Here is a 22,918-nt window from a genome sequence, read left to right as displayed (position 1 = left end):
AATTACTTATGTAATCTGAATATTTAAAGGAGGTAGGTAATCTAATGGGTATTATAAAATTTGCACTTTTTACAGATTTACATCATGATGTTATTCCAGATGGGTTAGAAAGATTAAATAGTTTTATAACAAGGGCACGTGAAGCAGAGGTGGATTTTATAATTGAGCTTGGGGATTTCTGTCATCCATGCCATAAGAATGAAGAATTGCTATCAATATTTAATGGTTTTGAAAAGCCACATTACCACGTAATAGGCAATCATGATACTGACCTGTATACTAAAAATGATGTTATAAATTGGCTTGGTATGGAACACTCATACTATTCATTTGAATGTGGAAATATAAAGTTTATAGTGCTTGATGCAGCTTTTATTCGATACGGTAATGAATTTGAAGTATATCATAAGCGTAATTATGAAGTAACAGATGGTATATATCCATCAATACCTGATTTTGAATTAATTTGGCTACAGCGAGAAATTTCAGAAAGCTTGCTACCTGTAGTTATATTTTCGCATCACAGCTTAGAAAACAGCTTTAGAAAACGTGGTGTATCAAACCGAGAAGAAGTACAAAGTATCATTAATCAAGCAACGGCTAATGGGAAGAAAATATTACTTTGTGTTAATGGTCACGACCATACAGATTCAATAGAAAAAATTAACGAAACTTATTATTTTACCCTTAACTCAATATCTTATAAATGGTTTGGTCCAGAATTTGAACATTTTTGCCACTCCAGTGAAATTCACGACAAATATCCATATATGAAAGATATTGTATTACATAGTGAACCTTTATCTGCTATTATATCAATTGATGAACAATACAATATTGAGATACAAGGTATGGAAGGTGGCTATCAAAAAATTACACCAAAGGAGTTAGGGATTACTGGTCCTTGGGATGGAAGAATAATTTCTCCTAATGTATCTTCTATGCGGTTATTGTTTGAATAGTATAAATTAGCTTTATTAACTTTTCGCATAAAAAGACACTAACTCTCGTTAGTGTCTTCTCTCTTCTATTGGGTAATACTAAGAATGGTACATCCTGCTTAAGGAGGTTACACAAATGAAGATTGAAGAAAGCCGGCAGCCTAATCGATTGACAAATGAAAAGTCCCCATATCTATTACAACACGCCCACAACCCCGTGGACTGGTATCCATGGGGAGACGAGGCTTTTGCCAAGGCGCAGGCGGAGAATAAGCCGATCTTTCTTTCCGTCGGCTATAGCACTTGTCATTGGTGCCACGTAATGGAACGCGAATCATTCGAAGACGCAGAGGTCGCACAGCTTCTCAACAATCACTACGTAGCCATCAAAGTAGACCGCGAGGAGCGGCCGGATATTGATGCGCTGTATATGTCGGTGTGTCAGGCGCTGACGGGGAGCGGGGGATGGCCGCTGACGGTGCTGTTGACGCCGGAGAAGAAGCCGTTCTATGCCGGGACGTACTTTCCGAAGCGGCAGATGTTCGGGCGGATCGGGCTGATGGAGGTGCTTGAGCAGATTCATGCGAAGTGGGAGCAGGATGGCAAAGCGCTGGATAAGCTGGGCGATGATCTGCTGGCTGAGCTGCACACGCTGGATCACAAGAATGCGTACAATCCTGAAACTACGGGCGGTATTCCCGGAGCGGAGCTGCTGCATGAGGCGTATGAGCTGTACCGGCGGCAGTTCGATGAGGAATACGGCGGGTTCGGCAATGCGCCGAAGTTCCCTTCGCCGCATAATTTGTCTTTCCTGCTGGCGTATAGCCAGCTTCATGATCAGCCGGAAGCGCTGCGGATGGTGGAGCATACGCTGGAGTCGATGTATAAGGGCGGCATGTACGACCATGTGGGCTTCGGCTTCGCGCGGTATTCGACCGACCGGGAGTGGCTGGTGCCGCATTTTGAGAAAATGCTCTACGACAACGCTCTCCTGGCTAACGTCTATCTGGAAGCCTTCCAGCTTACGGGGAAGCCGCTGTATGCGGAGATTGCCGAGCAGATCTTCACGTATGTGCTGCGCGATATGACTTCGCCGGAAGGTGCCTTCTACTCCGCAGAGGATGCGGATTCCGAAGGGGTGGAAGGGAAGTTCTATGTCTTCTCCCGCGAGGAGATTGAGGAAGCTTTGGGGCTGGAGGATATGCATTCGTATTGCCATGTATATGGGATTACGCCGGAAGGTAACTTCGAAGGTGAAAATATTCCGAATCTGCTCCAAGGTCTGCCAGAGGAGATCGCGGAGCGCATGGGCATGAATCCTCTGGGTCTGCGGACCCGGATGGACGAATGGCGTACGAAGCTGTTCGAGTACCGGGAGCAGCGCATTCACCCGCTTAAGGATGATAAGGTGCTGACCTCGTGGAACGGCCTGATGATTGCTGCGCTAGCCCTCGGAGCCAAAGCTCTACAGAAGCCGGAATATGCCAAGGCCGCCGAACGTGCAGCGGACTTCATCTGGGACAAGCTGCGGCGTGAAGATGGACGGCTGCTGGCCCGTTACCGTGACGGGGAGTCAGCGATTCCGGCGTATGTGGATGACTATGCTTTCCTGATCTGGGGCTTCAGCGAATTATATGAAGCTACAGGTCATGCGGTCTATCTGGAACGGGCGCTGGTGCTGAAGGACGGACTCTTGGAGCTGTTCCACGATACGGATGGCGGCGGCTTCTTCTTCACGGGTCATGACGGGGAGAAGCTGCCGGTCCGCTCGAAGGAATTGTATGACGGGGCGATTCCGTCCGGGAATTCGGTGGCGGCGAAGCTCTTATGGAAGCTGTCAGTTATTACTCAGGATATGGAGTTAAAAGAGATCGCGGAGCGCACCGCTGCGGTGCTTGCTTCCGCTGCATCAGAGTATCCGCCGGGGTATGCGATGTATTTGCAGGCCCATCTGGGGATGGTCTCCGGGGGCAGAGAATGGGTCCTCTCCGGCAAAAAAGAAGATCCCGCACTGCACGCCATGCTCGCTCAGGTCCAGCAGACCTATCTGCCGGACGCAGCGCTCATCGTCAACTGGGAAGGGGACAGCGGAGAGATGCTCCGTCTGCTGCCGCATCTGGCTGACAAACCGGCCATCCGCGGCGAAGCAACTGCCTATGTCTGCCGCAACTTTGCTTGCCGGACTCCGCTTACGAATAAGGAAGCGGTTCGGGAGCTGCTGGCTTCCGGCAGCCTAGAAGAGTAGTTCATATACGAAGAGCAGCCCTTCATCCGGGCTGCTCTTTGCCATACCTTATTGAACGAAAGGAGCATAGAACGAATCTGCAGGTATCGCCTGAGCGGCTCTAACCATGTATTCTCTCATGTCTGAGAGGACCCGTTTGCCCGGCCAGTGGTCCGGCAGCAGCTCATCCGGGAGATAGGGGTCGGCCATGAACAGTCCGCTTAACTCTTCACCCATTTGCAAATATAGCAAGAACAGCTGTAACGGTTGCCCCGCCTGAAGTCTATCCGCTAATCTCGGAGCGAACTCTTCCTTCAGCCAGACTGCTTTCTTCCGGTATAAGGCTTCGATGTCGTCCAGGTGCCAGATGGTCTGCGCTTTGAGCGGTGTAATCGTGCCTTCCTGAAATTGGCCTTGCAGGATGGACACCTTGCCTTCCAGCTCCAGCTTCTGGATCTGGGCTAAGACTTCGTCCTGATAGTTCCACGGTGAGATGTACACACTGTTATATAAAAGCCCATAACCCAGCTGCCCGAGTGCTGAGCGGAACAGGTCACGCTTCTTGCGCTCGGATTCGGGCACCTCCAGCATCACGACATCCCAGGTATGGTCCCACTGCTCCTGGTAACGGGCGGGCTTGCTGTTTATTGCCTTAATGTAGGCGAGGCCCTCGGCAGTGACGTTATACCAGGAGCGGGCCGGGGATGCGATATAGCCCTCTTTTTTCAAGCGGGATAGGGCATTGCGGATATAGGTGGAGGTGTACCCCCTGTGTTCATAGATCTCGACAAACTGCTGGGCGCCCATCTGCTCCACCTTAGATAACAGAAACAGCATTGTTTTCTCAACGGACAGCAACTTCTTCACACCTCTCTTGACAGCTGGCAGGAATAGATATATCATAAAAACAAACGAACGTTATTATTTATGTTATATTCGTCAATCGCACTGCTGGATTTGGATGTAGAGCAACTTGGTGTCATTGTAACGTAAACCTTGGGTTTTTGCACGATTCATTCCTAAGGACTTATTAAAATCTAGTCATGAAGAGGAGAGGAATTCTATGAAAATTACCTTCCACGGCCATTCCTGTGTTCAAATTGAGGTCAACGGCAAATCGCTGATCATCGACCCGTTCATTAGCGGTAATCCGGCGGCGGTGACGACTGTAGAGGAGATTAAGACCGATGCGGTGCTGCTGACGCATGCCCATATGGATCATATGCTGGATGCCGCACCGATTGCTAAGCGCAATGATGTGCCGATTGTAGCGATTGTGGAGCTGGCGGGTTACCTTGAATCCCAAGGCGCACAGACGATTGGCATGAACATCGGGGGAACGGTAGATCTGGGGTTCGCCAAGGCGACGATGATCCATGCTTTCCATACCTCAAGCATCACCCTCGAAGACGGACAGAGTATCTATGGCGGCACACCGGCGGGCTTCATTATTGAGGCGGACGGACACACGGTACTGCATGCAGGGGATACAGGGCTGTTCGGCGACTTGAAAATGTTCGGGGAGCTGTATGACATCGATCTCGCGATCCTGCCCATCGGTGGACATTTCACCATGGGGCCGGAGCATGCGCTTATCGCGGCGAAATGGCTGGGAGCAAGACAGGTACTTCCGGTTCACCATAATACCTTCCCGCCGATCCGCCAGGATGTAGGAGCCTTCGTTCAGGCGCTGGAAGAGGCGGGAATACGCGGCTCGGCGCTTGGCTATGGAGAGACGCTGGAGCTGTAGCGATCCCCTCTAGCCGCCGTATAATTTCTGCATTAACCACAGGGCTGCCCCAAATCGCTATTTCATGGCTTTTGGAGCAGTCCTGTTCAGGTTATGCATATAATCTACTGGGCGAACCGCGACAGCTCACGGTTGAACCGCTCCCGTTCGTCATAGAATAATCCGTGTCCGCTGTTCTCAAACGGAATAAGTACTGAATTCCTGATCCCTTGGTGCTGCGCTTCCGCAAGCGGGTACAAGCAGACCTGATCATGGATGCCGTGAAGAATCAGCGTAGGTACATGAATTTGGGGGAGATCCAGGAATAGCTCTTCTTGCAGCCAAGCCTCAGAGACAGCGATAGTGGACCAGCTAGCCGCCTCTAGTCCTAAGAGGAAGAACCAGTCCGAGAACGCCGGAGAGACTTGGTGATAGAAGAAAATCTTGCCGAAATCCTGCAGCATATTTGGCCGGTCCTCATAAGTTGACTTAATAATCTGCTCTATAACTTCTCTGGTTGTGCCGTAAGGGAAGCCCGGCCGCTGAATCAGACTGGGGGCTGCCGAAGCGAATAGGGCCAGCTTGGAGACTCCGTATCCCTTATGCCGTGCCATATAACGGATCGCGACAGCCCCGCCGGTAGAATGCCCGCCCAGCGTAATATTGCTCAGCCCTAAGGCGCCGATTACGCAGCGGATATCATCAGCGAGACGGTTGTAATCGTATCGGCCCAGCGGTTTATCTGATTTGCCGAAGCCCCTCATGTCAAGGCCAATACAGCGATACCCTTGAGGTACCAGCTGGTTGTATTGATACTCGAACATCTGGTGGTTCGCAGGCCAGCCGTGAATGAACAGGATGGTTTTACTGCCTTGTGGATTGATATCATTGACATAGATCTTCACGTTCGGTTCTACTCTGATCCAATGTTCCATTTCGCTTCCCTCATTTACTGGAGTTGTCTGTTTGCCTCATTGTATTCAGCATGCTGGGGAAAGTGCCTAGAAGACTGGCTTAGGCTGGTCATTCATACGAAAGGGGAATACAATATTATGAATAAGATTCTGAACGGTATCCGCTGGCAGGAGCAGGGCGCAGATAGTGAAGGCCTAATAGCAAGGCTGGAAGAGGCGGCCGTAACACAGATGAAGGGCGGGTTGGAAGCCGAAGTACATAGAATTACACTGCCGGATACGAAGCTTGTGCTGAAAATTTGGAACCGTGAGTCCCGGCCGGACATCTCGATCCAGTATCAAGTGCTGGAGCAGCTGTTCCGGCAGGGATGCGCGGTCTCACGGCCGTATGCTTGGGGGCTCGACGCTGAGGGTCATCAGGTGCTGTTAACCAGCTTCGATGGTATGCCCGTTAAGAAGGTGAATGCCGACAGCCTTACAGCCATAGCAGCCAATCTGCTCGATGTACATAAGCTGGAGATCGATTCTTCCAGCAGCTTGAAGGTTCCTGCATATGATTTCGCAGATTACTTTTTCCCTTCCTGGGCAGAGCAGCCGGAGATCCGATCGCTGGCGCAGGAGCTGGCGGAGCGGGGCAAACTGACTGCTCACCAGCTCATTCATGGCGATTATCATCTGGGCAATGTTCTGGAGTCTTCCGGGAAGTTCACTATCATCGACTGGACCAATGTCCAGCATGGCGATCCGAGGTATGATATTGCGTGGTCTATTCTGCTCTTTAGAGTGTATCTGGCGGAGCGGAATGCCAGCGTCTACCGGTCAGCCTTTGCCGCCAAATGCAATTATAGCCCGGCAGAGCTGGAGCTGTTCGAGGCACTGGCTGCTCTGCGCTGGCTTCAGCTGCACCGGACAACGGGTGTCCCGGTGCAGCGGAACACGCTGAAGGTGATGCGGACGCTAATACGGGAGAACCGGTATTTGCCGGATAGTCTGTCTGAATCGTTGTAGCTGATACCCCGCTTGGCTATTTCCCGTCCTCACAAGCACTACGTTCTCCAACCAACCAGTGCAAGCAGAAACGGCTACGCTATCCTCTTAAGGACGGCATAGCCATTTCTGCTTGCATGATAAGAAAGGTTGAGGAGTAAATATGCTCCCATAGAATGAGAAGCATTTCAGCCATTAAGCTGCTTAATTCTTACGCTCCGGGTTCTGCGGCTTCACACGGGCGGGCCGGGTGACCCAGTTGCTGCGGTTCATCGGCTTGACCGTATCAATCCGCTCGTTAATAACCTCAGCTTGTGTCTCCTCTGCCGGAGCAGACTCTGCGCTGCTGTCCGTGTCCACGGCAGCCGGGGTTTTCTTGGACAGGCCGGCACCATTATGCTTGCCGCGGTTCCATACTCTATTCTTGCTCATCTAAGTACACTCCATTTCTGTAACCATATGCTTCAACCATATCACAACTAGGACTAAGCACAAAACTCCGATTTTGACAAGTTATAAATTGTACTATCGATCTCCGGAAAGGGTAACTATAATGGTATAGAATTGAAAGGAGAGCATTCTGATGCCCATCAAGATAATAACGGATAGCGGTTCGGATCTACCCCCTGAATACACGAAGCAGTATGACATCTCCATTGTTCATTTGCCGGTCCATTTCGGCCATGAGCTGATGCCGGATGATATGAATGCCAAGGATTTCTATGACAAAATGCATGAATCGAAGGAGTTGCCTACGACTGCAAGCCCGAGTCCGCAGACCTTCCTGGACAGCTTCAAGCAAGTGGAAGCAGGCACTGACATTCTGGTCATCTGCATGTCCTCTAATATTAGCAGTACTTATCAGACCGCAATGATTGCCAAGGAGATGTACGAGGAAGAAGGACATCCGAATGCGATTGAAATTATAGATTCCAAGCTCTTCTCCGGCGGCTTGACCCTGATTGTCGCTATGGCGGCCAAATGGTCACTCACCGCAGCAAGTCTGGCTGAACTGAAGGACAGAGTGCTAAGCAAGGTCGAAGAGACGACTGCGTACTTCACACTGGACACCCTGGAAAATGTGATCAAGGGCGGACGGCTGAGCCGGATCTCCGGCGCTGTGGCTTCCGTGCTGAACATTAAGCTGCTCCTGAAGATCAGCGACGAGGGTATCGTTGAAGTGGTCGAGAAGACGCGCGGACTGCCCAAGGCACTGACTCATCTGCTGGCCAAGCTGGACCAGAAGCAGCATGATTATGAGCAGGCGGTAATCGCAATTGTGCATAGCAATTGTGAGACGCTGGCGCTGGAGATCAAGCGGCGTATTCTGGAGAAGCATCCCTTCAAGGAGGTTCTTCTGTCCACGATGGGACCCGTGATGGGAACCTATGCCGGGCAGGGCGGAATCGGCGTGGCATTTTAATTATATTAGGAAACTATAGTTTCCTGCTGCTGTGGAAAAGGTGTGTGTTGAACCAAATGTATATCAAAAAAAGCATACATTGTGCTCGCAAGCAGGCATGCGGCCTGAATGTATGTTAAAAACAGCATACATTGTGCTCGCGCGAAGGTAATCTTACTCGCCCTCAGGGTGATTTTGTCCTTATTCCCAGAGTAAAGCACTTGTAGAGTATTAATAACTAAGCCGTATACCGGACTTTCCGGTGTACGGCTGTTTGGTCTGAGTATGCGGATAGTATGAACGGCGGGAAGCAGGCTAGGCACACCGGACTGGGCAGGTGCATAGTATGAAGCAAATCCAATTACACGGAGGTCAACCACTTATGTCGACAACTTCTTCCGGCCAGCAAACGTCGGTAATCTATCAGGCAGACCCGGCGGTGGTTCAGCATCTGAACGGGGTCCGCGATTCGCTTCACCAGTCTTGTAAGCCGTATCTGAATCACAAAGTGCAGGTGCAGACCCTTGACGGTCAGATGCATGAGGGTACGATTGCCGGTATGGACAGCAAGCATATGTACCTGGCTGTAACCATAGCCACGGATATGGGCCGCGGATATTACAACCCATACTATAAGCCTTATCCTGGTCCAGGATATCCTGGCCCGGGCTACCCGTACCCCGGTACGGTGAACAGCAATGTGATTATGCCGCTGGTCTTGTTCGAGCTGCTGGCGATTTCGTTACTCTAAGCAAGGCTCATAGCCCCAGGATGTGAAAGGACCGGATCAGCCTATCGCTGATCCGGTTTTTCAGCTGTGCGGATGATATTCACCGGGAGATCTGCAAATTGCACACGTGAAAATAATCATGGAACCGCATTCATGAAAACGCTATAATTTAATGGAGTCTATCAAATCAAAGGGGAAACACAATGAGCAAAGGAAGAATGTTCTACAGCATCTTTATTCCTATATTAATTCTGGGCGTGGGACTGGTGGTCGGCTTCGGAAGCTATATCTACATCAGTACCATCGATTCAGTGGTCGAGCGGTTCTCCAGCAGCAAGCAGAGCTATATCGAGCAGATCAAGAACAATCTGGAGCATAAGATCCAAACGATAGAATATGCGTTCAACACCTATAGCACCACCAGCTCTTTTCAGGAGGTTGTGACCCACCCCATTACTGAGCAAGACTTCATCGCTTACCGGAATGTGAACTCGCAGCTGAATTATATCGCCTCCATGGCGGCTGAAGGGACGGAATATTCGCTGATCAGTCTGGTGCAGAACTGGCAGATCCTGAATGAGAAGCTCAGCAATCTCAGTGCCGAAGAGGTCCAGCAGCTCCGGGAGCAGTATATTGAGAATCAGGAGCAGAGCCTCTTCTGGATGAAGACGGACAAGGGCATCCGGTTCGTGAATACACTGCCGGTGTTCTCCAGTAAGAAGCAGGCGATTGCCTTATCCGACATTTCATTACATACCCTGAATGCCACGATGAAGAGCGAGGAGGATGCCTACGTCTACATTTTGAACAAGCATGGAGAACTGATGTATGAATCCGATCCTGGCAAGGGGCTGTTAGCCCCGGAGCAATTCGGTCGGCTTGCCGGAACGATCAATTCCATGGAGGACAAGGGGACGGTCCAACAGGAGATCTCCGGCCGTGACAGCCTTAAGCTTATCTATGCCAAGTCCTCGTATAATAACTGGATTTATCTTACTGTACTGGATCAGGCGGAGATTACCCGCTCTCTGGAGATGACCAAGTTCGGGATCTCCGCGATGGGGCTGCTGTTGATTCTCCTGATCTGGGTGGTGGCTTATATGATCTCCCAATATTTCACCAAGCCGATTGAGCAGCTCAAGCGCAGTCTGCCGGTTATTCCGCAGATGAATTCCAGGAATGAGCTGGAATATATCCGGCATTCTATTGATACGATGATCTCGGAGAAGGCTTCGCTTGAGAGTCTGATCGAATCGGAAATGCCCCGGCTAGAGACACAGTTGATCCTTAATCTGTTCCGCAGCCGCGTCTCGGCAGAGGAGCTGGAGCAGAGTCTGCTCCGGTTCGGGTACAGCCTGTCAGAGAAGCGCCGATATGCGGCGATGCTGATTCAGCTGGACAGTATGGGCGGCCGGGAGGCTTCGGACAAGGATGTCCTGCTGCTTGCCGTCAATAAGATGGTGGAGGAGCTAATCCCGCCTGGGCACCGGCTGCTGCCTATTATCCTGAATGATGATACCCAGGCCACGATCCTGTCCTTCGCCGGGTACAGTGATGCCGGGATGAACAAGGAAGTGACTGATTATGCGGCAGCCCTGCTGAAGGCGGTGCGCGATTATCTTAAGGTGTCGATCAGTATCGGCATCAGCAACTTTTACAGCAATCTGTTAGAGAGTAAGGAAGCCGGGGAGATGAGCAAGCAGGCCCTGCATCAGCGGCTGAATCTGGGTAAGGAATCGATTATCTTCTATGAGGATATATCCATGGTCGTCTCCGGTCCGGTGTCGCTGCATTATCCGGCAGAGCTGGAGACGCAATTGTTCAATGCCATCCGGCTGGGGGATAAGGAGCAGGTCACCGCTGCGCTCTATCCGTTCCTGGCGGAGCTGATGGGCAAGAACAAGAGCACTCTGAAATTCGAGGTCATGCTGGTGCGGCTCGTGAATAACCTGATCCAGCTCGAACAGCATCTGGGAGTTAGCGTCCTGTTGACACAGGATAATAATAAGCTGTATCACCGCCTGCTGGACATCCGGAATCCCGAAGAGATGGAGCGGATGCTGGTGCAGGAGGTTATTTACCCCATGATGTACAGCATGAAGGACAAGACCAGCCAGCAGTTCCGCTGTCTCTCGGATAAGATCACCGACATTGTGCACGCGGAATATGACCGTGAGCTTACACTGGAGGGGATCGGCGAGCGGCTTCATTACAATCCGAATTATCTAAGCAGCATCTTCAAAAAAGAGTACGGCACCGCCTTCAGCGAATACCTCATGAACTACCGCCTGGAGATGGCCAAACGGTGGCTGACGGAGACGGATATGACGATCAAGGAGATTGCCGAACGGCTGCAGTATCATAATCCGCAGAATTTCATCCGTTCCTTCCGTAAGAAGGAGCAGGTTACGCCTGGCGCTTACCGGAAGCTTAAGCAGGGCGAGTAGTGGTTGATTTTAGCGGGAATAGGGGATATTGGCTTAGGAGCTTGTATCAGGGGTCATGCAGAAACGGTACCGTCCTTGCTTCAAGGCGGTACCGTTTCTGCATATGTTCTATATTTTTGGATGGAAGCTGAACGGCGGACCGTCAGCCTTTGACTGCTCCGAGCAGAGCGCCCTTGGTGAAATGCTTCTGAACAAAAGGATAAGCGGCCAGCATCGGCACGGTGGCGATGACAATGACCGCCATTTTGATCGTCTGGGCCGGCGGCACAATATCGACTGAGCTTCCTTCGGCCTGCATCCCGCTGGAGACAATGACGATCTGGCGCAGCAGCACCTGGATCGGCCATTTTGCCGAATCATTCATGTAGAGGATCGCGTTCATGTACGTGTTCCAGTAAGCAACCGCGTAGAACAGGGAGATGGTGGCGATGGAAGGCAGGGCCAGCGGCAGCATAATCCGCATGAAGATTCCGAAGTCATTGCTCCCGTCGATCTTGGCGGACTCCTCCAGACTGTCAGGCAGCGCCTGGAAGAAGTTGCGCATGATAATCATGTTGAAGGCATTGACGGCAACCGGGAAGATCAGTGAGCCGTACGAGTTGATCAGGCCGACGCTTTTGACGACCAGGAAGGTGGGAATCATTCCGCCGCTGAACAGCATGGAGAAGACGACGATGAAGTTAATCGTATTGCGGGCAGGCAGGTATCTCCTGGACAAGCCGTAGGCCATCAGCGCGGTAAGCAGCATACTGACTACGGTTCCTGCAATAGTGACACCCACGGATACCCCGAGTCCCCGGAAGATGGTAGGCGTCGAGAGAATGTAGCGGTATGCATCCAGAGAGAAAGTGGTCGGGAATAAGATGAACCGCTTGGCCATGACCTCCTGGGTGGTAGCGAAGGAGCTGGCAATGATATTGATGAACGGCAATAAGCAGACAAGCGCAATCAGAACGAGTATGGCTGCGTTAACGAAGGTGAAGATCCTTCCGCCGACTGATTCTTTTCTACGTGAGCTATGGTTCATTCTGTGATCCTCCTCGTATTTCAGTACCTCTTCACTGTAACAAGGGGCAGAAATTACGTATATAATCCGGGCATGAGGTGTTCGCAGACCAGCCCTGTGCAGCACGCCTCCGCAGAATAATCATTAGCCTAGGCAGATAATCCTCAGAGGAGATCTGATCGGCCTTAATCCCGCAGCCACGCGGGTTCTGTAAACGCTATCACATAATGATTATATACGTAATGTAAGAAATTTCTTACGCTGGGATCGTAACAGGAACGAGCAAAGGAGGCTGACATGTGAAAGCAACAAGCATCACCGCAACACCAAATCTGACCATAGAAAAGGGGAAAGGCGCACGCGCTCTTACGGCTCTGAACAAATACAAGCTGCTGTATCTGATGATCCTGCCCGGGCTGCTGTATTTCATCATCTTCAAATATCTGCCCATGGGCGGGCTGATCATTGCGTTCCAGAATTATCAGCCGTTCCAGGGAATTACCGGGAGTGAGTGGGTCGGCCTGAAGCATTTCATCCGGTTATTTACGGAGCCTACGTTCATGCAGCTGCTGCGCAATACCCTGATTCTGTTTGCCATGAACATTGTGATCTTCTTCCCTCTGCCGATTATTGTAGCTTTGATGCTGAACGAATTGAAGGGACGCTATCTCAAAAACTGGATTCAGACGATTATCTATATCCCGCACTTCATGTCCTGGGTCATCATTGTCTCTATTACGTATGTGTTCCTGACGGTGGATGGCGGGGTCATCAATGAGCTGATCGCAAGTCTCGGCGGCAACAAAATCAGCTTCCTTACCTCCTCCGAGTGGCTGCGGACGATCTACATTCTGCAGATAATCTGGAAGGAGCTTGGATGGTCAACCATTATCTATCTGGCTGCCATTACTGTCGTGGACCCGCAGCTCTATGAAGCCTCTGAGATGGACGGGGCCAGCCGTCTGCGCAAGACCTGGCATGTTACACTGCCGGCCATCCGTCCTGTGATTATTACTCTGCTGATTCTCAAAATCGGCAGCACGCTGGATCTCGGCTTCGAGCATATGTATCTGCTGCTGAATTCACTGAACCGCAGTGTCGCCGAGATTTTTGATACCTATATCTATACGGCGGGCCTGAAGAACGGGCAATTAAGCTTCAGCACCACGATAGGTTTGTTCAAGGGTGTTGTCGGGTTAATTCTCGTGATGCTCTCCAACAAGCTGGCCAAGAAGATGGGCGAAGACGGCGTGTATTAAGGCTAAGGCTAACTATTTCTATCTACCAAAGGAGAAGTGTTATGAACAAAAAATGGGTCACTCTAATTGCAATCGCTACAATGGCTACCACTATGCTCTCGGCTTGCGGCGGAGACAAGGAAGAGAAGAAGAATGCCGCTGAAGAGGATCTGAACTCGACACTCGAAGTAACCTGGCTGAATATTCTGCACACGGCGTCACCGCCGACCGATACGATCAAATCTCTGCTTGAGGAATATACCAACAGCAAAATCACCTTCAACTGGGTGCCCGATGCTTCCAAGGAAGAGCGGATCACTACGGCGCTGGCCTCCGGGGAGCTTGCAGACATTGTCACCCTGACCATGATGACCAATTCATCGGTTAGAAGCTCACTGAAATCAGGGCTGTTCTGGGATGTGGGGCCGTATCTCGCAGAGTTCAGTAATCTGGCGAAGATTGCTCCTGAGCTGAAGGAAGCGGCTTCGATTGAAGGCGTACTGTACGGCGTTCCTTTCCAGAAGAATCTGGCGCGTTCCGGTCTAATTTTCCGCAAGGACTGGCTGGATAAGCTGGGTCTGCCGGTTCCGAAGACGCTGGATGAGGTGTATGAAGTAGCCAGAGCGTTCACAGAGGACGACCCGGACGGCAACGGTGTGAAGGATACGACAGGCTTCGGGGACAGATCAGAGCTGAAATACAGCAGCTTCAAAACACTAAGCTCCTATTTCGGCACGCCGAATGGCTGGAAGGTGGATGATAGCGGCAAGTTTACCCCTGAATTCGATACACAAGAGTATATCGACACGATGAATTACTCCAGAAAGCTCTACGAGAACGGATATCTGGCGCAGGACTTCGCAGTTACAGCCAAATCAGACCAGCAGCAGCAATTCGCACAGGGTAAAACCGGGATTTATACCGGTATGGTGGACATCACCAGTCTTAGAACACTGGCGCAGGATCTGCAGCCGGGCATGGAGCTGGTGCCGGTGAACAAGATTTCGGGTGGAGATGAACAGTATCATATCTGGTCCGAGGGCAGCGGGATCGGCGGATTGATGGCTTTTCCGAAATCAGAGGTGAAGACCGAAGCAGAGCTCAAGCGGCTGCTGAAGTTCGTCAATGACCTGATCGATGAGAAGGCGTTCATGCTTATGACCGGCGGGATTGAAGGCACTCACTTTGAATACGATGAGAACGGCGCCTTCAAGATTCTGAACACCGAGCTGTGGCAGGCGGATGTGCAGCCTTTCTCCTCCAGCAGACCTAGTGAGATTGCCTATACGCTTAAGGATGCGAACCCTGAGAAGCAGCTGGCTAATGAACTGATCCGCGAGAATGACAAGTTCGCTGTGCTTGACCCGACTGTTCCCCTAGATTCGGCAACCAACAATGAACAGGGAACGGAATTGCAAAAGATCATCACAGATGCTACCTTCAAATATATCATGGGCCAATCCGATGAGGCGACCTTCAAGAAAGACGTACAGACCTGGAAGGATTCCGGCGGAACCAAGATCACCGAAGAATATGAAGCTGCATACAAACTGACACAGAAGTAAGTAAGTAGGGTTTATGCGAAGGCTAGAGTCTGAGAGGGGATGGGAAAAGGGATGCTGGTGGGCAAGGAGGGCTTTTGCGATTACTCTACCATTCAAGCGGCAGTCGATGCCCTGGAACGGCTGGACCCGGACATAGAGGCTACGCTCTACATTATGCCGGGAGTGTATAAGGAGGAGGTGCGGGTCTACCGCTCCTGTCTCCGTATCATCGGCATCGGACAAGTGGAGATCACGATGAACCGCTATGCCCGGGAGCTGGATGAGCAGGGGGAAGAGATCGGGACCTTTGCCACTCCCACCCTGTTCCTGGGCGGCCGGAAGCTGGTGCTGGAGAATCTGACTATTTCTAATACAGCGGGACAAGGCAGTGAGGTAGGACAGGCTGTGGCGGTGTACGCCCATTGTGATGAGACGGTATTCCGAAATTGTACATTCAAGGGCCATCAGGACACACTGTTCACTGGTCCGCTGCCGCCGGCTCCCAGAGAGCGTCTGCTGTTCGGCGGGATTCCGCTCAGGGAGCAGCACGCGCAGTACCGCCAGCTGTACCAGCACTGTCACATTGAGGGAACGGTAGATTATATTTTTGGCGGAGCAACGGCCTACTTCGAGCATTGTACGCTGCACAGCCTGCGGGGTAGCGGAGGCCATGCAGGCTACATCACGGCAGCCTCCACTCCCGAAGGGCAGGCCTACGGCTACGTGTTCAGCCATTGTTATCTGAGCGCTGAGCCGGGCACAGCTCCTGTATTCCTGGGCCGCCCATGGCGGGAGCATGCCAAGACTGTCTTTGTGGATTGCCGGATGGGCCAGCATATCCACCCCCAAGGCTGGGCTCATTGGGGCGAGCCTGCCAATGAGCAGACGGTCAGGTATGCGGAGTACACTTCTGAAGGAACTGCGGCGATTCTGCGGCAGCAGCGTGTGCCTTGGGCTGAGCTGCACGGAAGCGGCGCAGCGCGGGTTGGCAGGGACGATGTACTGGCCGGGTTCCATACGCCGGAAGGATAAATGATCTTGTGGATATAAGGCGCTGACAATAAAAGGTAGGGAAACTAAACAGCAGAAGAAAATAAAAGGGATGACCCCGCTACCCGGGGTCATCCCTTTATTCGATCAAGTCTTCAACGCTTACGTGTTCACAACTGCTGTAATCTCTTCGTCCAGCTCCAGCCGAACATCTTCACGGTAGGCTCGGATGCCGTATTCGCTGTGTACGTAGCGAAGAATGGACTCAATCATGTTGGACTCTACCAGGTACTGGCTGCGTCCTTGTATCCAGACCTCTGCGGTGTATCCGGTGTCCTCGTCCCAGCTCAGTTCCACCTGGACTTCCTCCACCCGAACAGCCTTGCGTTCCGCCATATGCAGGCAGATCGCATTGATAATCTCGTCCATACTGAGAACGGTAACACCCATTAGTAGCGTCCGTCTCTTTCCTGCATTCTGCGTCGTTCCTGTCTGCGCTTGAAGAAGGACATAATCAGCGTAATCACGAAGTAGATGGCCAGCATGTTAATCAGGAATCCTATGATATTTCCAAAAGCACCCATTCCGGCGAACATTCCGCCGAAGAGGAAGCCGGCGATCCCGCCGATCATCAGGCCTTTCATCAAGCTGCCGCCGCTGAAGAAGCCGCGGTTCGCGTTCGCTGCAGTTCCGTTGGTGTTGCTTTTGGTGCTATCGCTTTTTTTCACATTATCAGTGGTCGATTTCTTCGGGGTCGTTGTGAATCCCCGGCTGCCTGATTTGAAGCCCCCGCCGCGGCGGGCATCTGCGAAGTCAGGAACAGTGACGGCGAAGAACAGTGTGAAGGCCATGACGATCATCATTACACGTTTCATTGGTTTCATTGAGTACGAGAACCTCCTAGAAGTTGGTAACACCCAGTGTACCTGGCTGTTGCCCGGTAATACGCAGAGCGGAGGTTAAGGTTTCAATTTTTAAAATATAAGGCGTGCCCAGAAAGCGCGTATCTTCTAACCGGTGAAAGTCCGGTCACGGGAGGGGCCAAGCCCCCGTGTAGCTAGGATGCCTGCGTACGGCGAAATCCGTGCGTAGAAGCGCATCGACAAAAGTCCGGTCAGAGACAGGGCGAGCAACCCGCCAGGCCGTAACATGAAGTGAATCCTGCCGCGTCGTCATAAAGGCCCCGCAAGGGGGAAGAGAGGAAGTCGAACCTCGCTTATATGGGTGAAGACCATGGAAGCTGCAGAGAACTTGGAACGGCAGTGAAGAATCCTCCGGCGTATGGGGATCGGCATGGAAGGAAAGAAGACATAGTGAACTGGGGAGACCCTCCCCCACACGGGAGGATTTTTTTTTTAGAAACCCGTAAAAAGACGCTCTATAAGTCCAAAAGATGAAATGAACCGTCTGTGGGAAGGGAGTCCGAGGGGCTCATAGTACCGAGGAACCTAAGGACAACATAACCTTAGGGAGAGAAGGAGCCCTGCTTTGTTTATGCTTTTGGAGGAGGTACGAGTGAGTGAATGCCAGTAGGCTAACGACACCTAAGGAAAAAGTTCAAGAACTCCAAGAAAAGCTAGGTCATGCGGCCAAGGAGAACAACAAGCGTAAATTCCATGCACTGTACGACAAAGTCTACCGCTGGGATGTGCTGAGTGAAGCCTGGAAACGGGTGAAAGCGAACAAGGGGGCTGCCGGAGTAGATACGGTGACGCTCGCGGATATTGAGAAACAAGGAGAAGTGCAATTTCTCAAAGACTGCGAGCGAGCATTAAAGGATGGTAACTACCACCCACAGCCCGTACGGCGGCACTATATCCCAAAGAAAGACGGGAAACCAAGACCGCTGGGCATACCCAGCGTGCGCGACCGAGTGGTGCAGATGGCAACCAAACTCGTCATTGAACCGATCTTCGAAGCGGATTTCGAAGAAGTATCCTTCGGATTTCGCCCGAAGCGAAGTGCGAAAGGAGCACTGGATCGAATCCGGAAAGCCTGCAACCGCAAAGGAAATTGGGTAGTCGACGTCGACATCCAAGGTTACTTCGACAATATTAACCAGGAGAAACTGATGAAATTGGTACAAATGCGTATCAATGACAGACGAATCCTGAAGTTAATCCGGAAGTGGCTTCAGGCGGGAGTCATGGAAGAAGGAAACGTAAGACGTTCCGATTTAGGCACACCACAAGGTGGAGTGATCTCACCACTTTTGGCGAACATCTATCTGAACTATTTTGACCGACTGTGGGAAAAACACGGGAAAGGAGTAGGTGAACTCACGAGGTATGCAGACGATCTTGTGGTGGTCTGTAAAACTAAAAAGGACGCCGGACATGCGTATGAACTCATACGCAGAATCATGGAACGTCTGGAGCTGACGCTACACCCAACCAAAACCCGTATTGTCGGCTTATGGACAGGAGACGAAGGATTCGACTTCTTAGGAATGCACCACCGGAAAAAGAAGGCAGAAACATCCCAAGGCAAGGTGTATTACACCACGCAGCAGTGGCTAACGAAGAAGGCGGAGGAACGAATTCGAGGCGTGGTTAAAGAAAGATTAGCACCGCCCAGCATGCGTTCGAAATCGTTTGCGGAACACGTGGAATGGCTCAATCCCAAGATTCAAGGATGGAGAAACTACTATTACACAAAGTACAGCCAAAAGAGGTTAGCAAAACTGGATTGGTATATTCTGCAACGATTTACCCGGTGGTATGCGAAGAAGAGACAACGAGGAAGATGGATGAGATCCCGGTCAGAAGTTAGATATTTGACCATCCAATATGGACTAAAAACGCTATTGTAATCTGCATGCCGATGAATGACAAACATCGGAAAGCCGTATGAGGGAAAACCTCACGTACGGTTTGATGAGGAGGGGCTGGGTTGCACCAGCCCTTTACTCTAGAATTTATATGTTTCACACGATAACTTATCCTTCTATTTCTCGCTGAAACGGTATCGTCCTTAAAAGGACGGCAAAGCCGTTTCCACTTGTTATCACAAATATAAATGTTATCATCCGGCATTGGCCTATGAACCCGGACACAAAAAAAGCGCGGGTCCGGGACCCGCGCAAACAGCAGTATCAGAGAGTTGCCTTAGTCCGCGTAGCCGTCCGAGACAAGCTCAAGCGCTCCGGTAGCCGGATCGATGATCATGCCGTGAATAGGTACGTTTGGGGGGAGTAAGGGATGGCGCTTAATCAGCTCCACAGTCTGAATTACCCCTTCCTCGACATTGTCAAACCCGCGCAGCCATTTCGTCAGCTTAATTCCCGAATTCTCCAGGGTGCTGAGCACTTCATCAGACACTCCACGCTCCTTGATAGAGTTAATCATCTTGTCCGCGTTCAGGGAAGCCATGCCGCATTCATAATGCCCCACGACGATGACTTCGTCTGCATCCAGCTCGTATAGCGCAACCATGACGCTGCGCATAACGCTGCCGAACGGCTGGGAGATGACGGCTCCGGCGTTCTTGATGATTTTGACATCGCCGTTCTTGAAATTCATGGCCTTAGGCAGAAGCTCAACAAGCCGCGTGTCCATGCAGGTGATGATCAGCATTTTTTTATCCGGGAAGCGGCTGGTCAGATAGCTCTCATATGCCTTTTCCTCTACAAAATGCTTGTTGAACTCCATAATGTCTGTAATCTGACTCATGAGCATGCGCCTCCTTAATTGATTAAACTGTAATCCATTGTACTGCGTCTAGCCGTGAACATAAAGGGCTTCCTGTAATCAAATATTGCAAAATCTAAGCGGAGTCTGTCTCCGTGCCTGTGAGCCGTTAACTGCTTCAAATTTGAAGAGAAACAGCCCGAATTTGATTATACCGATTATAAAAAGTATCATCAAGAGGAGTAGAAAAAAATGACAAGGCAGGTGCTCAGACATGGAACAGCAGGTCCGGGAACAGTGGGATAAATTCAGCGAGCTATTATTTAAAATCAGAGGCTATTATGAAGCAATTGGACTTCTGGGCTGGGATCTGCGTACAGGCGCGCCCCGCAAAGGCGTAGAGACCCGTTCTGCCACGCTCGGTATGCTGAGTGGAGAGGCGTTCAGACTCCAGGTATCTGAGGAGATCGGAGCGTTCACAGAGTATCTCAGCCGCCCGGAAGTAGCGGAGCAGTTGGACGGCAATCAGAATAAGATTGTCAAGGATACGCGCAAGGAGTACCAGCGGAGCAAGAGCATTCCTTCCAAGACCTTCGAGGAATATTCGGTGCTCACCGCCCATGCGCAGACCGTGTGGGAAGAGGCTAAGGATGATAATGATTTCGCCTCCTTCGAGCCATATCTGACCAAGATTGTGGCCTTCAAACAAGAGTTCGTTGATTACTGGGGCGTACAAGGCTCGCGGTATGACACACTGCTGGATATGTACGAGCCGGATTTGACGGTTGAGAAGGTGGATGCTATCTTCACCCGTCTGCGCAGCCGTCTTGTTCCGCTGGCCGAAGCGATCAATGCTTCGCCGAACAAGCCGGACACCGAATTCCTGAGCCAAATCTTCCCCAAGGAGCAACAGGAGAAGTTCGGCCTCTTCTTACTCGAACAGATGGGTTATGATTTCGAGGCAGGACGTCTGGATGAGAGTGTGCATCCGTTCGCAACGGGCCTGAACCCCGGCGATGTCCGAATTACAACGAACTATCTGCTCGACAATGTGACCAGCTCCATCTTCAGTTCGCTGCATGAGGGCGGACATGCTCTGTACGAGCAGAATTTCGGTGAAGAGCTGATCGGTACACCGTTGGCACAGGGCGCCTCCATGGGAATTCATGAATCCCAGTCCAGACTGTGGGAGAATATGATCGGCCGCAGCCGGGCCTTCTGGCAGCGTTACTATGGCGATCTGCAGCAGCATTTCCCGGAGCAGCTTGCGAACGTGGAGATGGAAGACTTTTACCGGGCAATCAACAGCGTAGGCAATTCCTTCATTCGGATCGAAGCCGATGAACTGACGTATAACCTGCATATTATTGTGCGTTATGAGATTGAGAAGCTGATTTTCAATGAAGGGCTTGAAGTCAAGGACTTGCCTAAGACCTGGAACGCGAAGTATCAGGAATACTTAGGTATTACACCGCCTACGGATGCGCTTGGCGTGCTGCAGGATGTTCATTGGTCCGGTGGAGATTTCGGCTATTTCGCTTCCTATTCCTTGGGTAACATGTATGCGGCCCAGATGCTGAACACTCTGCGCAAGGAGCTGCCGGAGTTCGAAGAGCTGATTGCTGCCGGTAACCTGCTGCCGATCAAAGAATGGCTGACGGGCAAGGTATACCGCTACGGCCAGAGCCTGACCCCTTCCCAGATTATCGAGCAAGTCACAGGCGAACCGCTGAATCCCGATTATCTGGCAGATTATCTGGAAGCGAAGTATACAGAGCTCTACAAGCTATAAGATTTGAATAAGCCTTGCTGCATCAGCAAATGATGGCTTCTTAAGCGATTAAATGATACAGCAGCAGCCTGCCCTGCGGCGTCCCTAAGCTGGAAGGACTTCGGAGAAACGGCTATAATAGAAGGAAACCGCAAACGGAAGGAATCGTGGTATGGCTAATACTCACACTTACAGCCGCAAGGAAGAAGTTGCCAATGCGGTTACTCACGGGATCGGCGCCGTCTTAAGCATTGCTGCGCTGGTGATGCTGGTCGTATATGCCGTTCAGAACGGCACGGCTTGGCATGTAGTCAGTTTCTCCATTTACGGCGCTACTATGCTGCTGCTGTATTTTAATTCAACCATGGTGCATAGTCTCAGGGAGGGGAAGGCGAAGGATTTCTTTGAATTCCTTGACCACTCCTCGATTTATTTATTCATTGCCGGAACGTACACCCCGTTTATGCTGGTGGCGATCCGCGGACCGCTGGGCTGGACCTTATTCGGTATCGCTTGGGGAGTGGCGGTGTTCGGTGTCTTCTTCAAGGCCTTTTTCGTCAAAAAATTCCTGTTCATGTCCACCATCTTCTACATTGCGATGGGCTGGATGATCGTAATCGCCTGGAGCCCTCTGTCCCAGGCTGTCGCCAGTGGCGGGATGACACTGCTGGTAGCAGGGGGGTTGATGTACACCCTCGGCACCGTCTTTTATGTATGGCGGGGCTTCCCGTACCATCATGCAATCTGGCATTTATTCGTGCTTACGGGAACCGTTCTGCACTTCTTCGTTGTATTGTTATTCATTCTCCCTATTCATTAATGCGGGAAGTTAGGGCAGGTATGGCGCCTGATTTCAACACGGGAATGCCGGTATTGGGCAAAGTGAAAGATGACAAGTAAAAAGACTTGACATCTTTCTTTGTTTTCGGTATCATAAGGGACGTTGTGAAGCTGTAAAGTGTTTTTCCTTGACGAAGGGAGTGCCCTTAATGAGTCAGGAGAATAGGCTCGAGAAAACCAACCGTATTAACCTGTTATTTGCTTTCTATGAACGGCTGCTTACTGACAAGCAACAGACGTTTCTCAAATATTATTTCCATGATGATTTCTCCCTGGGGGAGATCGCAGCGGAATTTGAAATTAGCCGCCAGGCTGTGTACGAGCATATTAAGCGGGCGGAGCAAGTGCTTGAGAATTATGAAGAGAAGCTTGGACTCCTGTCCAAGCATGAAGACCGCAACAAATACTTAGAAGAACTGCGCAGATTGCAGGATACGGCAATGCTGCCTGAGCAATATAAACAGCAGTTCATGGAACTCATGGAACAGCTGCAGAAGTTAGAGTAGGAAGAAGGGAGCGAGCCGCC

Annotated in this window: 21 protein-coding genes; 14 read left to right on the top strand and 7 right to left on the bottom strand. The window is 51.1% G+C overall.

Annotation, left to right across the window (positions count from 1 at the left end; translation table 11 throughout):
- Positions 1–44 precede the first annotated feature (44 nt).
- On the top strand, positions 45–962 hold the full coding sequence (locus MKZ07_RS10075) for a metallophosphoesterase family protein (RefSeq protein ID WP_036701170.1): 918 nt from the start codon (positions 45–47) through the stop codon (positions 960–962).
- 121 nt (positions 963–1,083) lie between these two features.
- Positions 1,084–3,186 carry a thioredoxin domain-containing protein gene (locus MKZ07_RS10070; RefSeq protein WP_036701251.1) on the top strand — a complete coding sequence of 701 codons (2,103 nt, stop codon included), beginning with the start codon at positions 1,084–1,086 and terminating at the stop codon, positions 3,184–3,186.
- A gap of 48 nt (positions 3,187–3,234) precedes the next feature.
- Here the strand turns inward: MKZ07_RS10070 and MKZ07_RS10065 are convergent, their stop codons facing one another.
- Positions 3,235–4,032 (bottom strand): PaaX family transcriptional regulator C-terminal domain-containing protein, encoded by a 798-nt coding sequence (locus tag MKZ07_RS10065; protein ID WP_162174501.1) that lies wholly within the window; start codon positions 4,030–4,032, stop codon positions 3,235–3,237.
- Between the two features lie 196 nt (positions 4,033–4,228).
- Between MKZ07_RS10065 and MKZ07_RS10060 the strand changes: the two genes are divergently transcribed.
- The gene (locus tag MKZ07_RS10060) at positions 4,229–4,915 is read left to right on the top strand and encodes a metal-dependent hydrolase (RefSeq protein ID WP_036701172.1); all 687 of its coding nucleotides are present in this window, start codon (positions 4,229–4,231) and stop codon (positions 4,913–4,915) included.
- A gap of 104 nt (positions 4,916–5,019) precedes the next feature.
- Here the strand turns inward: MKZ07_RS10060 and MKZ07_RS10055 are convergent, their stop codons facing one another.
- Positions 5,020–5,829 (bottom strand): alpha/beta fold hydrolase, encoded by an 810-nt coding sequence (locus MKZ07_RS10055; RefSeq protein WP_036701173.1) that lies wholly within the window; start codon positions 5,827–5,829, stop codon positions 5,020–5,022.
- Positions 5,830–5,946: 117 nt separating this feature from the next.
- On the opposite strand from MKZ07_RS10055, the gene MKZ07_RS10050 reads away from it, so the two are divergent.
- On the top strand, positions 5,947–6,816 hold the full coding sequence (locus MKZ07_RS10050; RefSeq protein WP_036701176.1) for an aminoglycoside phosphotransferase family protein: 870 nt from the start codon (positions 5,947–5,949) through the stop codon (positions 6,814–6,816).
- A 183-nt stretch (positions 6,817–6,999) separates the two neighbouring features.
- On the opposite strand, the gene MKZ07_RS10045 is transcribed toward MKZ07_RS10050, so the two are convergent.
- Positions 7,000–7,227: a hypothetical protein gene (locus MKZ07_RS10045; protein WP_036701178.1), complete on the bottom strand. Its 228-nt coding sequence runs from the start codon at positions 7,225–7,227 to the stop codon at positions 7,000–7,002.
- A 151-nt stretch (positions 7,228–7,378) separates the two neighbouring features.
- Here MKZ07_RS10045 and MKZ07_RS10040 point away from each other — a divergent pair, with 151 nt between their 5' ends.
- From MKZ07_RS10040 to MKZ07_RS10030, 3 genes are all read left to right on the top strand, one after another.
- Positions 7,379–8,218 carry a DegV family protein gene (locus tag MKZ07_RS10040; RefSeq protein ID WP_036701180.1) on the top strand — a complete coding sequence of 280 codons (840 nt, stop codon included), beginning with the start codon at positions 7,379–7,381 and terminating at the stop codon, positions 8,216–8,218.
- A 361-nt stretch (positions 8,219–8,579) separates the two neighbouring features.
- Positions 8,580–8,948 carry a hypothetical protein gene (locus MKZ07_RS10035; RefSeq protein WP_036701181.1) on the top strand — a complete coding sequence of 123 codons (369 nt, stop codon included), beginning with the start codon at positions 8,580–8,582 and terminating at the stop codon, positions 8,946–8,948.
- A gap of 182 nt (positions 8,949–9,130) precedes the next feature.
- Positions 9,131–11,374: a helix-turn-helix domain-containing protein gene (locus tag MKZ07_RS10030; protein WP_341025654.1), complete on the top strand. Its 2,244-nt coding sequence runs from the start codon at positions 9,131–9,133 to the stop codon at positions 11,372–11,374.
- Positions 11,375–11,516: 142 nt separating this feature from the next.
- On the opposite strand, the gene MKZ07_RS10025 is transcribed toward MKZ07_RS10030, so the two are convergent.
- Entirely contained in the window at positions 11,517–12,401 is an 885-nt protein-coding gene (locus MKZ07_RS10025) for a carbohydrate ABC transporter permease (protein WP_036701185.1), read from the bottom strand.
- Between the two features lie 380 nt (positions 12,402–12,781).
- Between MKZ07_RS10025 and MKZ07_RS10020 the strand changes: the two genes are divergently transcribed.
- From MKZ07_RS10020 to MKZ07_RS10010, 3 genes are read left to right on the top strand one after another with little or no spacing between them, the layout of a single operon-like run.
- A complete protein-coding gene (locus MKZ07_RS10020) occupies positions 12,782–13,639 on the top strand; it encodes an ABC transporter permease (protein WP_081751444.1) in 858 nt (285 codons plus the stop codon).
- Between the two features lie 41 nt (positions 13,640–13,680).
- Positions 13,681–15,183, top strand: coding sequence for an extracellular solute-binding protein (locus MKZ07_RS10015; RefSeq protein ID WP_036701190.1), 1,503 nt, complete (start codon positions 13,681–13,683; stop codon positions 15,181–15,183).
- Between the two features lie 51 nt (positions 15,184–15,234).
- Entirely contained in the window at positions 15,235–16,194 is a 960-nt protein-coding gene (locus tag MKZ07_RS10010; RefSeq protein WP_036701191.1) for a pectinesterase family protein, read from the top strand.
- Between the two features lie 120 nt (positions 16,195–16,314).
- On the opposite strand, the gene MKZ07_RS10005 is transcribed toward MKZ07_RS10010, so the two are convergent.
- Complete coding sequence (locus MKZ07_RS10005; RefSeq protein WP_036701193.1) at positions 16,315–16,602, bottom strand: YxcD family protein; 288 nt, start codon at positions 16,600–16,602, stop codon at positions 16,315–16,317.
- A complete protein-coding gene (locus tag MKZ07_RS10000; protein ID WP_200869254.1) occupies positions 16,602–17,036 on the bottom strand; it encodes a hypothetical protein in 435 nt (144 codons plus the stop codon). The genes MKZ07_RS10005 and MKZ07_RS10000 overlap by 1 nt, the downstream gene beginning before the upstream one ends.
- Positions 17,037–17,671: 635 nt before the next feature.
- On the opposite strand from MKZ07_RS10000, the gene ltrA reads away from it, so the two are divergent.
- A complete protein-coding gene (gene ltrA / locus MKZ07_RS09995) occupies positions 17,672–18,964 on the top strand; it encodes a group II intron reverse transcriptase/maturase (RefSeq protein ID WP_036694821.1) in 1,293 nt (430 codons plus the stop codon).
- Between the two features lie 295 nt (positions 18,965–19,259).
- Here the strand turns inward: ltrA and MKZ07_RS09990 are convergent, their stop codons facing one another.
- Entirely contained in the window at positions 19,260–19,823 is a 564-nt protein-coding gene (locus MKZ07_RS09990; RefSeq protein WP_036701195.1) for a beta-class carbonic anhydrase, read from the bottom strand.
- Between the two features lie 232 nt (positions 19,824–20,055).
- Between MKZ07_RS09990 and MKZ07_RS09985 the strand changes: the two genes are divergently transcribed.
- From MKZ07_RS09985 to MKZ07_RS09975, 3 genes are all read left to right on the top strand, one after another.
- Positions 20,056–21,573: a carboxypeptidase M32 gene (locus MKZ07_RS09985; RefSeq protein ID WP_036701196.1), complete on the top strand. Its 1,518-nt coding sequence runs from the start codon at positions 20,056–20,058 to the stop codon at positions 21,571–21,573.
- 151 nt (positions 21,574–21,724) lie between these two features.
- Entirely contained in the window at positions 21,725–22,372 is a 648-nt protein-coding gene (trhA, locus tag MKZ07_RS09980; protein ID WP_036701197.1) for a PAQR family membrane homeostasis protein TrhA, read from the top strand.
- 169 nt (positions 22,373–22,541) lie between these two features.
- Entirely contained in the window at positions 22,542–22,898 is a 357-nt protein-coding gene (locus MKZ07_RS09975; RefSeq protein ID WP_036701198.1) for a putative DNA-binding protein, read from the top strand.
- The last annotated feature ends 20 nt before the right edge of the window (positions 22,899–22,918 follow it).

The organism is Paenibacillus sp. FSL P4-0338, assembly GCF_038002365.1.
GTDB lineage: Bacteria > Bacillota > Bacilli > Paenibacillales > Paenibacillaceae > Paenibacillus_AQ.
This window is presented reverse-complemented; position numbering and strand designations above follow the sequence as displayed.

Excerpts from the sequence above, each read along its gene's own strand:
- MKZ07_RS10075 (WP_036701170.1), top strand. The coding sequence starts at position 45 with ATGGGTATTATAAAATTTGCACTTTTTACAGATTTACATCATGATGTT.
- MKZ07_RS10060 (WP_036701172.1), top strand. The coding sequence starts at position 4,229 with ATGAAAATTACCTTCCACGGCCATTCCTGTGTTCAAATTGAGGTCAAC.
- MKZ07_RS10055 (WP_036701173.1), bottom strand. The coding sequence starts at position 5,829 with ATGGAACATTGGATCAGAGTAGAACCGAACGTGAAGATCTATGTCAAT.
- MKZ07_RS10050 (WP_036701176.1), top strand. The coding sequence starts at position 5,947 with ATGAATAAGATTCTGAACGGTATCCGCTGGCAGGAGCAGGGCGCAGAT.
- MKZ07_RS10045 (WP_036701178.1), bottom strand. The coding sequence starts at position 7,227 with ATGAGCAAGAATAGAGTATGGAACCGCGGCAAGCATAATGGTGCCGGC.
- MKZ07_RS10040 (WP_036701180.1), top strand. The coding sequence starts at position 7,379 with ATGCCCATCAAGATAATAACGGATAGCGGTTCGGATCTACCCCCTGAA.
- MKZ07_RS10035 (WP_036701181.1), top strand. The coding sequence starts at position 8,580 with ATGTCGACAACTTCTTCCGGCCAGCAAACGTCGGTAATCTATCAGGCA.
- MKZ07_RS10030 (WP_341025654.1), top strand. The coding sequence starts at position 9,131 with ATGAGCAAAGGAAGAATGTTCTACAGCATCTTTATTCCTATATTAATT.
- MKZ07_RS10025 (WP_036701185.1), bottom strand. The coding sequence starts at position 12,401 with ATGAACCATAGCTCACGTAGAAAAGAATCAGTCGGCGGAAGGATCTTC.
- MKZ07_RS10020 (WP_081751444.1), top strand. The coding sequence starts at position 12,782 with ATGATCCTGCCCGGGCTGCTGTATTTCATCATCTTCAAATATCTGCCC.
- MKZ07_RS10015 (WP_036701190.1), top strand. The coding sequence starts at position 13,681 with ATGAACAAAAAATGGGTCACTCTAATTGCAATCGCTACAATGGCTACC.
- MKZ07_RS10010 (WP_036701191.1), top strand. The coding sequence starts at position 15,235 with ATGCTGGTGGGCAAGGAGGGCTTTTGCGATTACTCTACCATTCAAGCG.
- MKZ07_RS10005 (WP_036701193.1), bottom strand. The coding sequence starts at position 16,602 with ATGGGTGTTACCGTTCTCAGTATGGACGAGATTATCAATGCGATCTGC.
- MKZ07_RS10000 (WP_200869254.1), bottom strand. The coding sequence starts at position 17,036 with ATGAAACCAATGAAACGTGTAATGATGATCGTCATGGCCTTCACACTG.
- MKZ07_RS09990 (WP_036701195.1), bottom strand. The coding sequence starts at position 19,823 with ATGAGTCAGATTACAGACATTATGGAGTTCAACAAGCATTTTGTAGAG.
- MKZ07_RS09985 (WP_036701196.1), top strand. The coding sequence starts at position 20,056 with ATGGAACAGCAGGTCCGGGAACAGTGGGATAAATTCAGCGAGCTATTA.
- trhA (WP_036701197.1), top strand. The coding sequence starts at position 21,725 with ATGGCTAATACTCACACTTACAGCCGCAAGGAAGAAGTTGCCAATGCG.
- MKZ07_RS09975 (WP_036701198.1), top strand. The coding sequence starts at position 22,542 with ATGAGTCAGGAGAATAGGCTCGAGAAAACCAACCGTATTAACCTGTTA.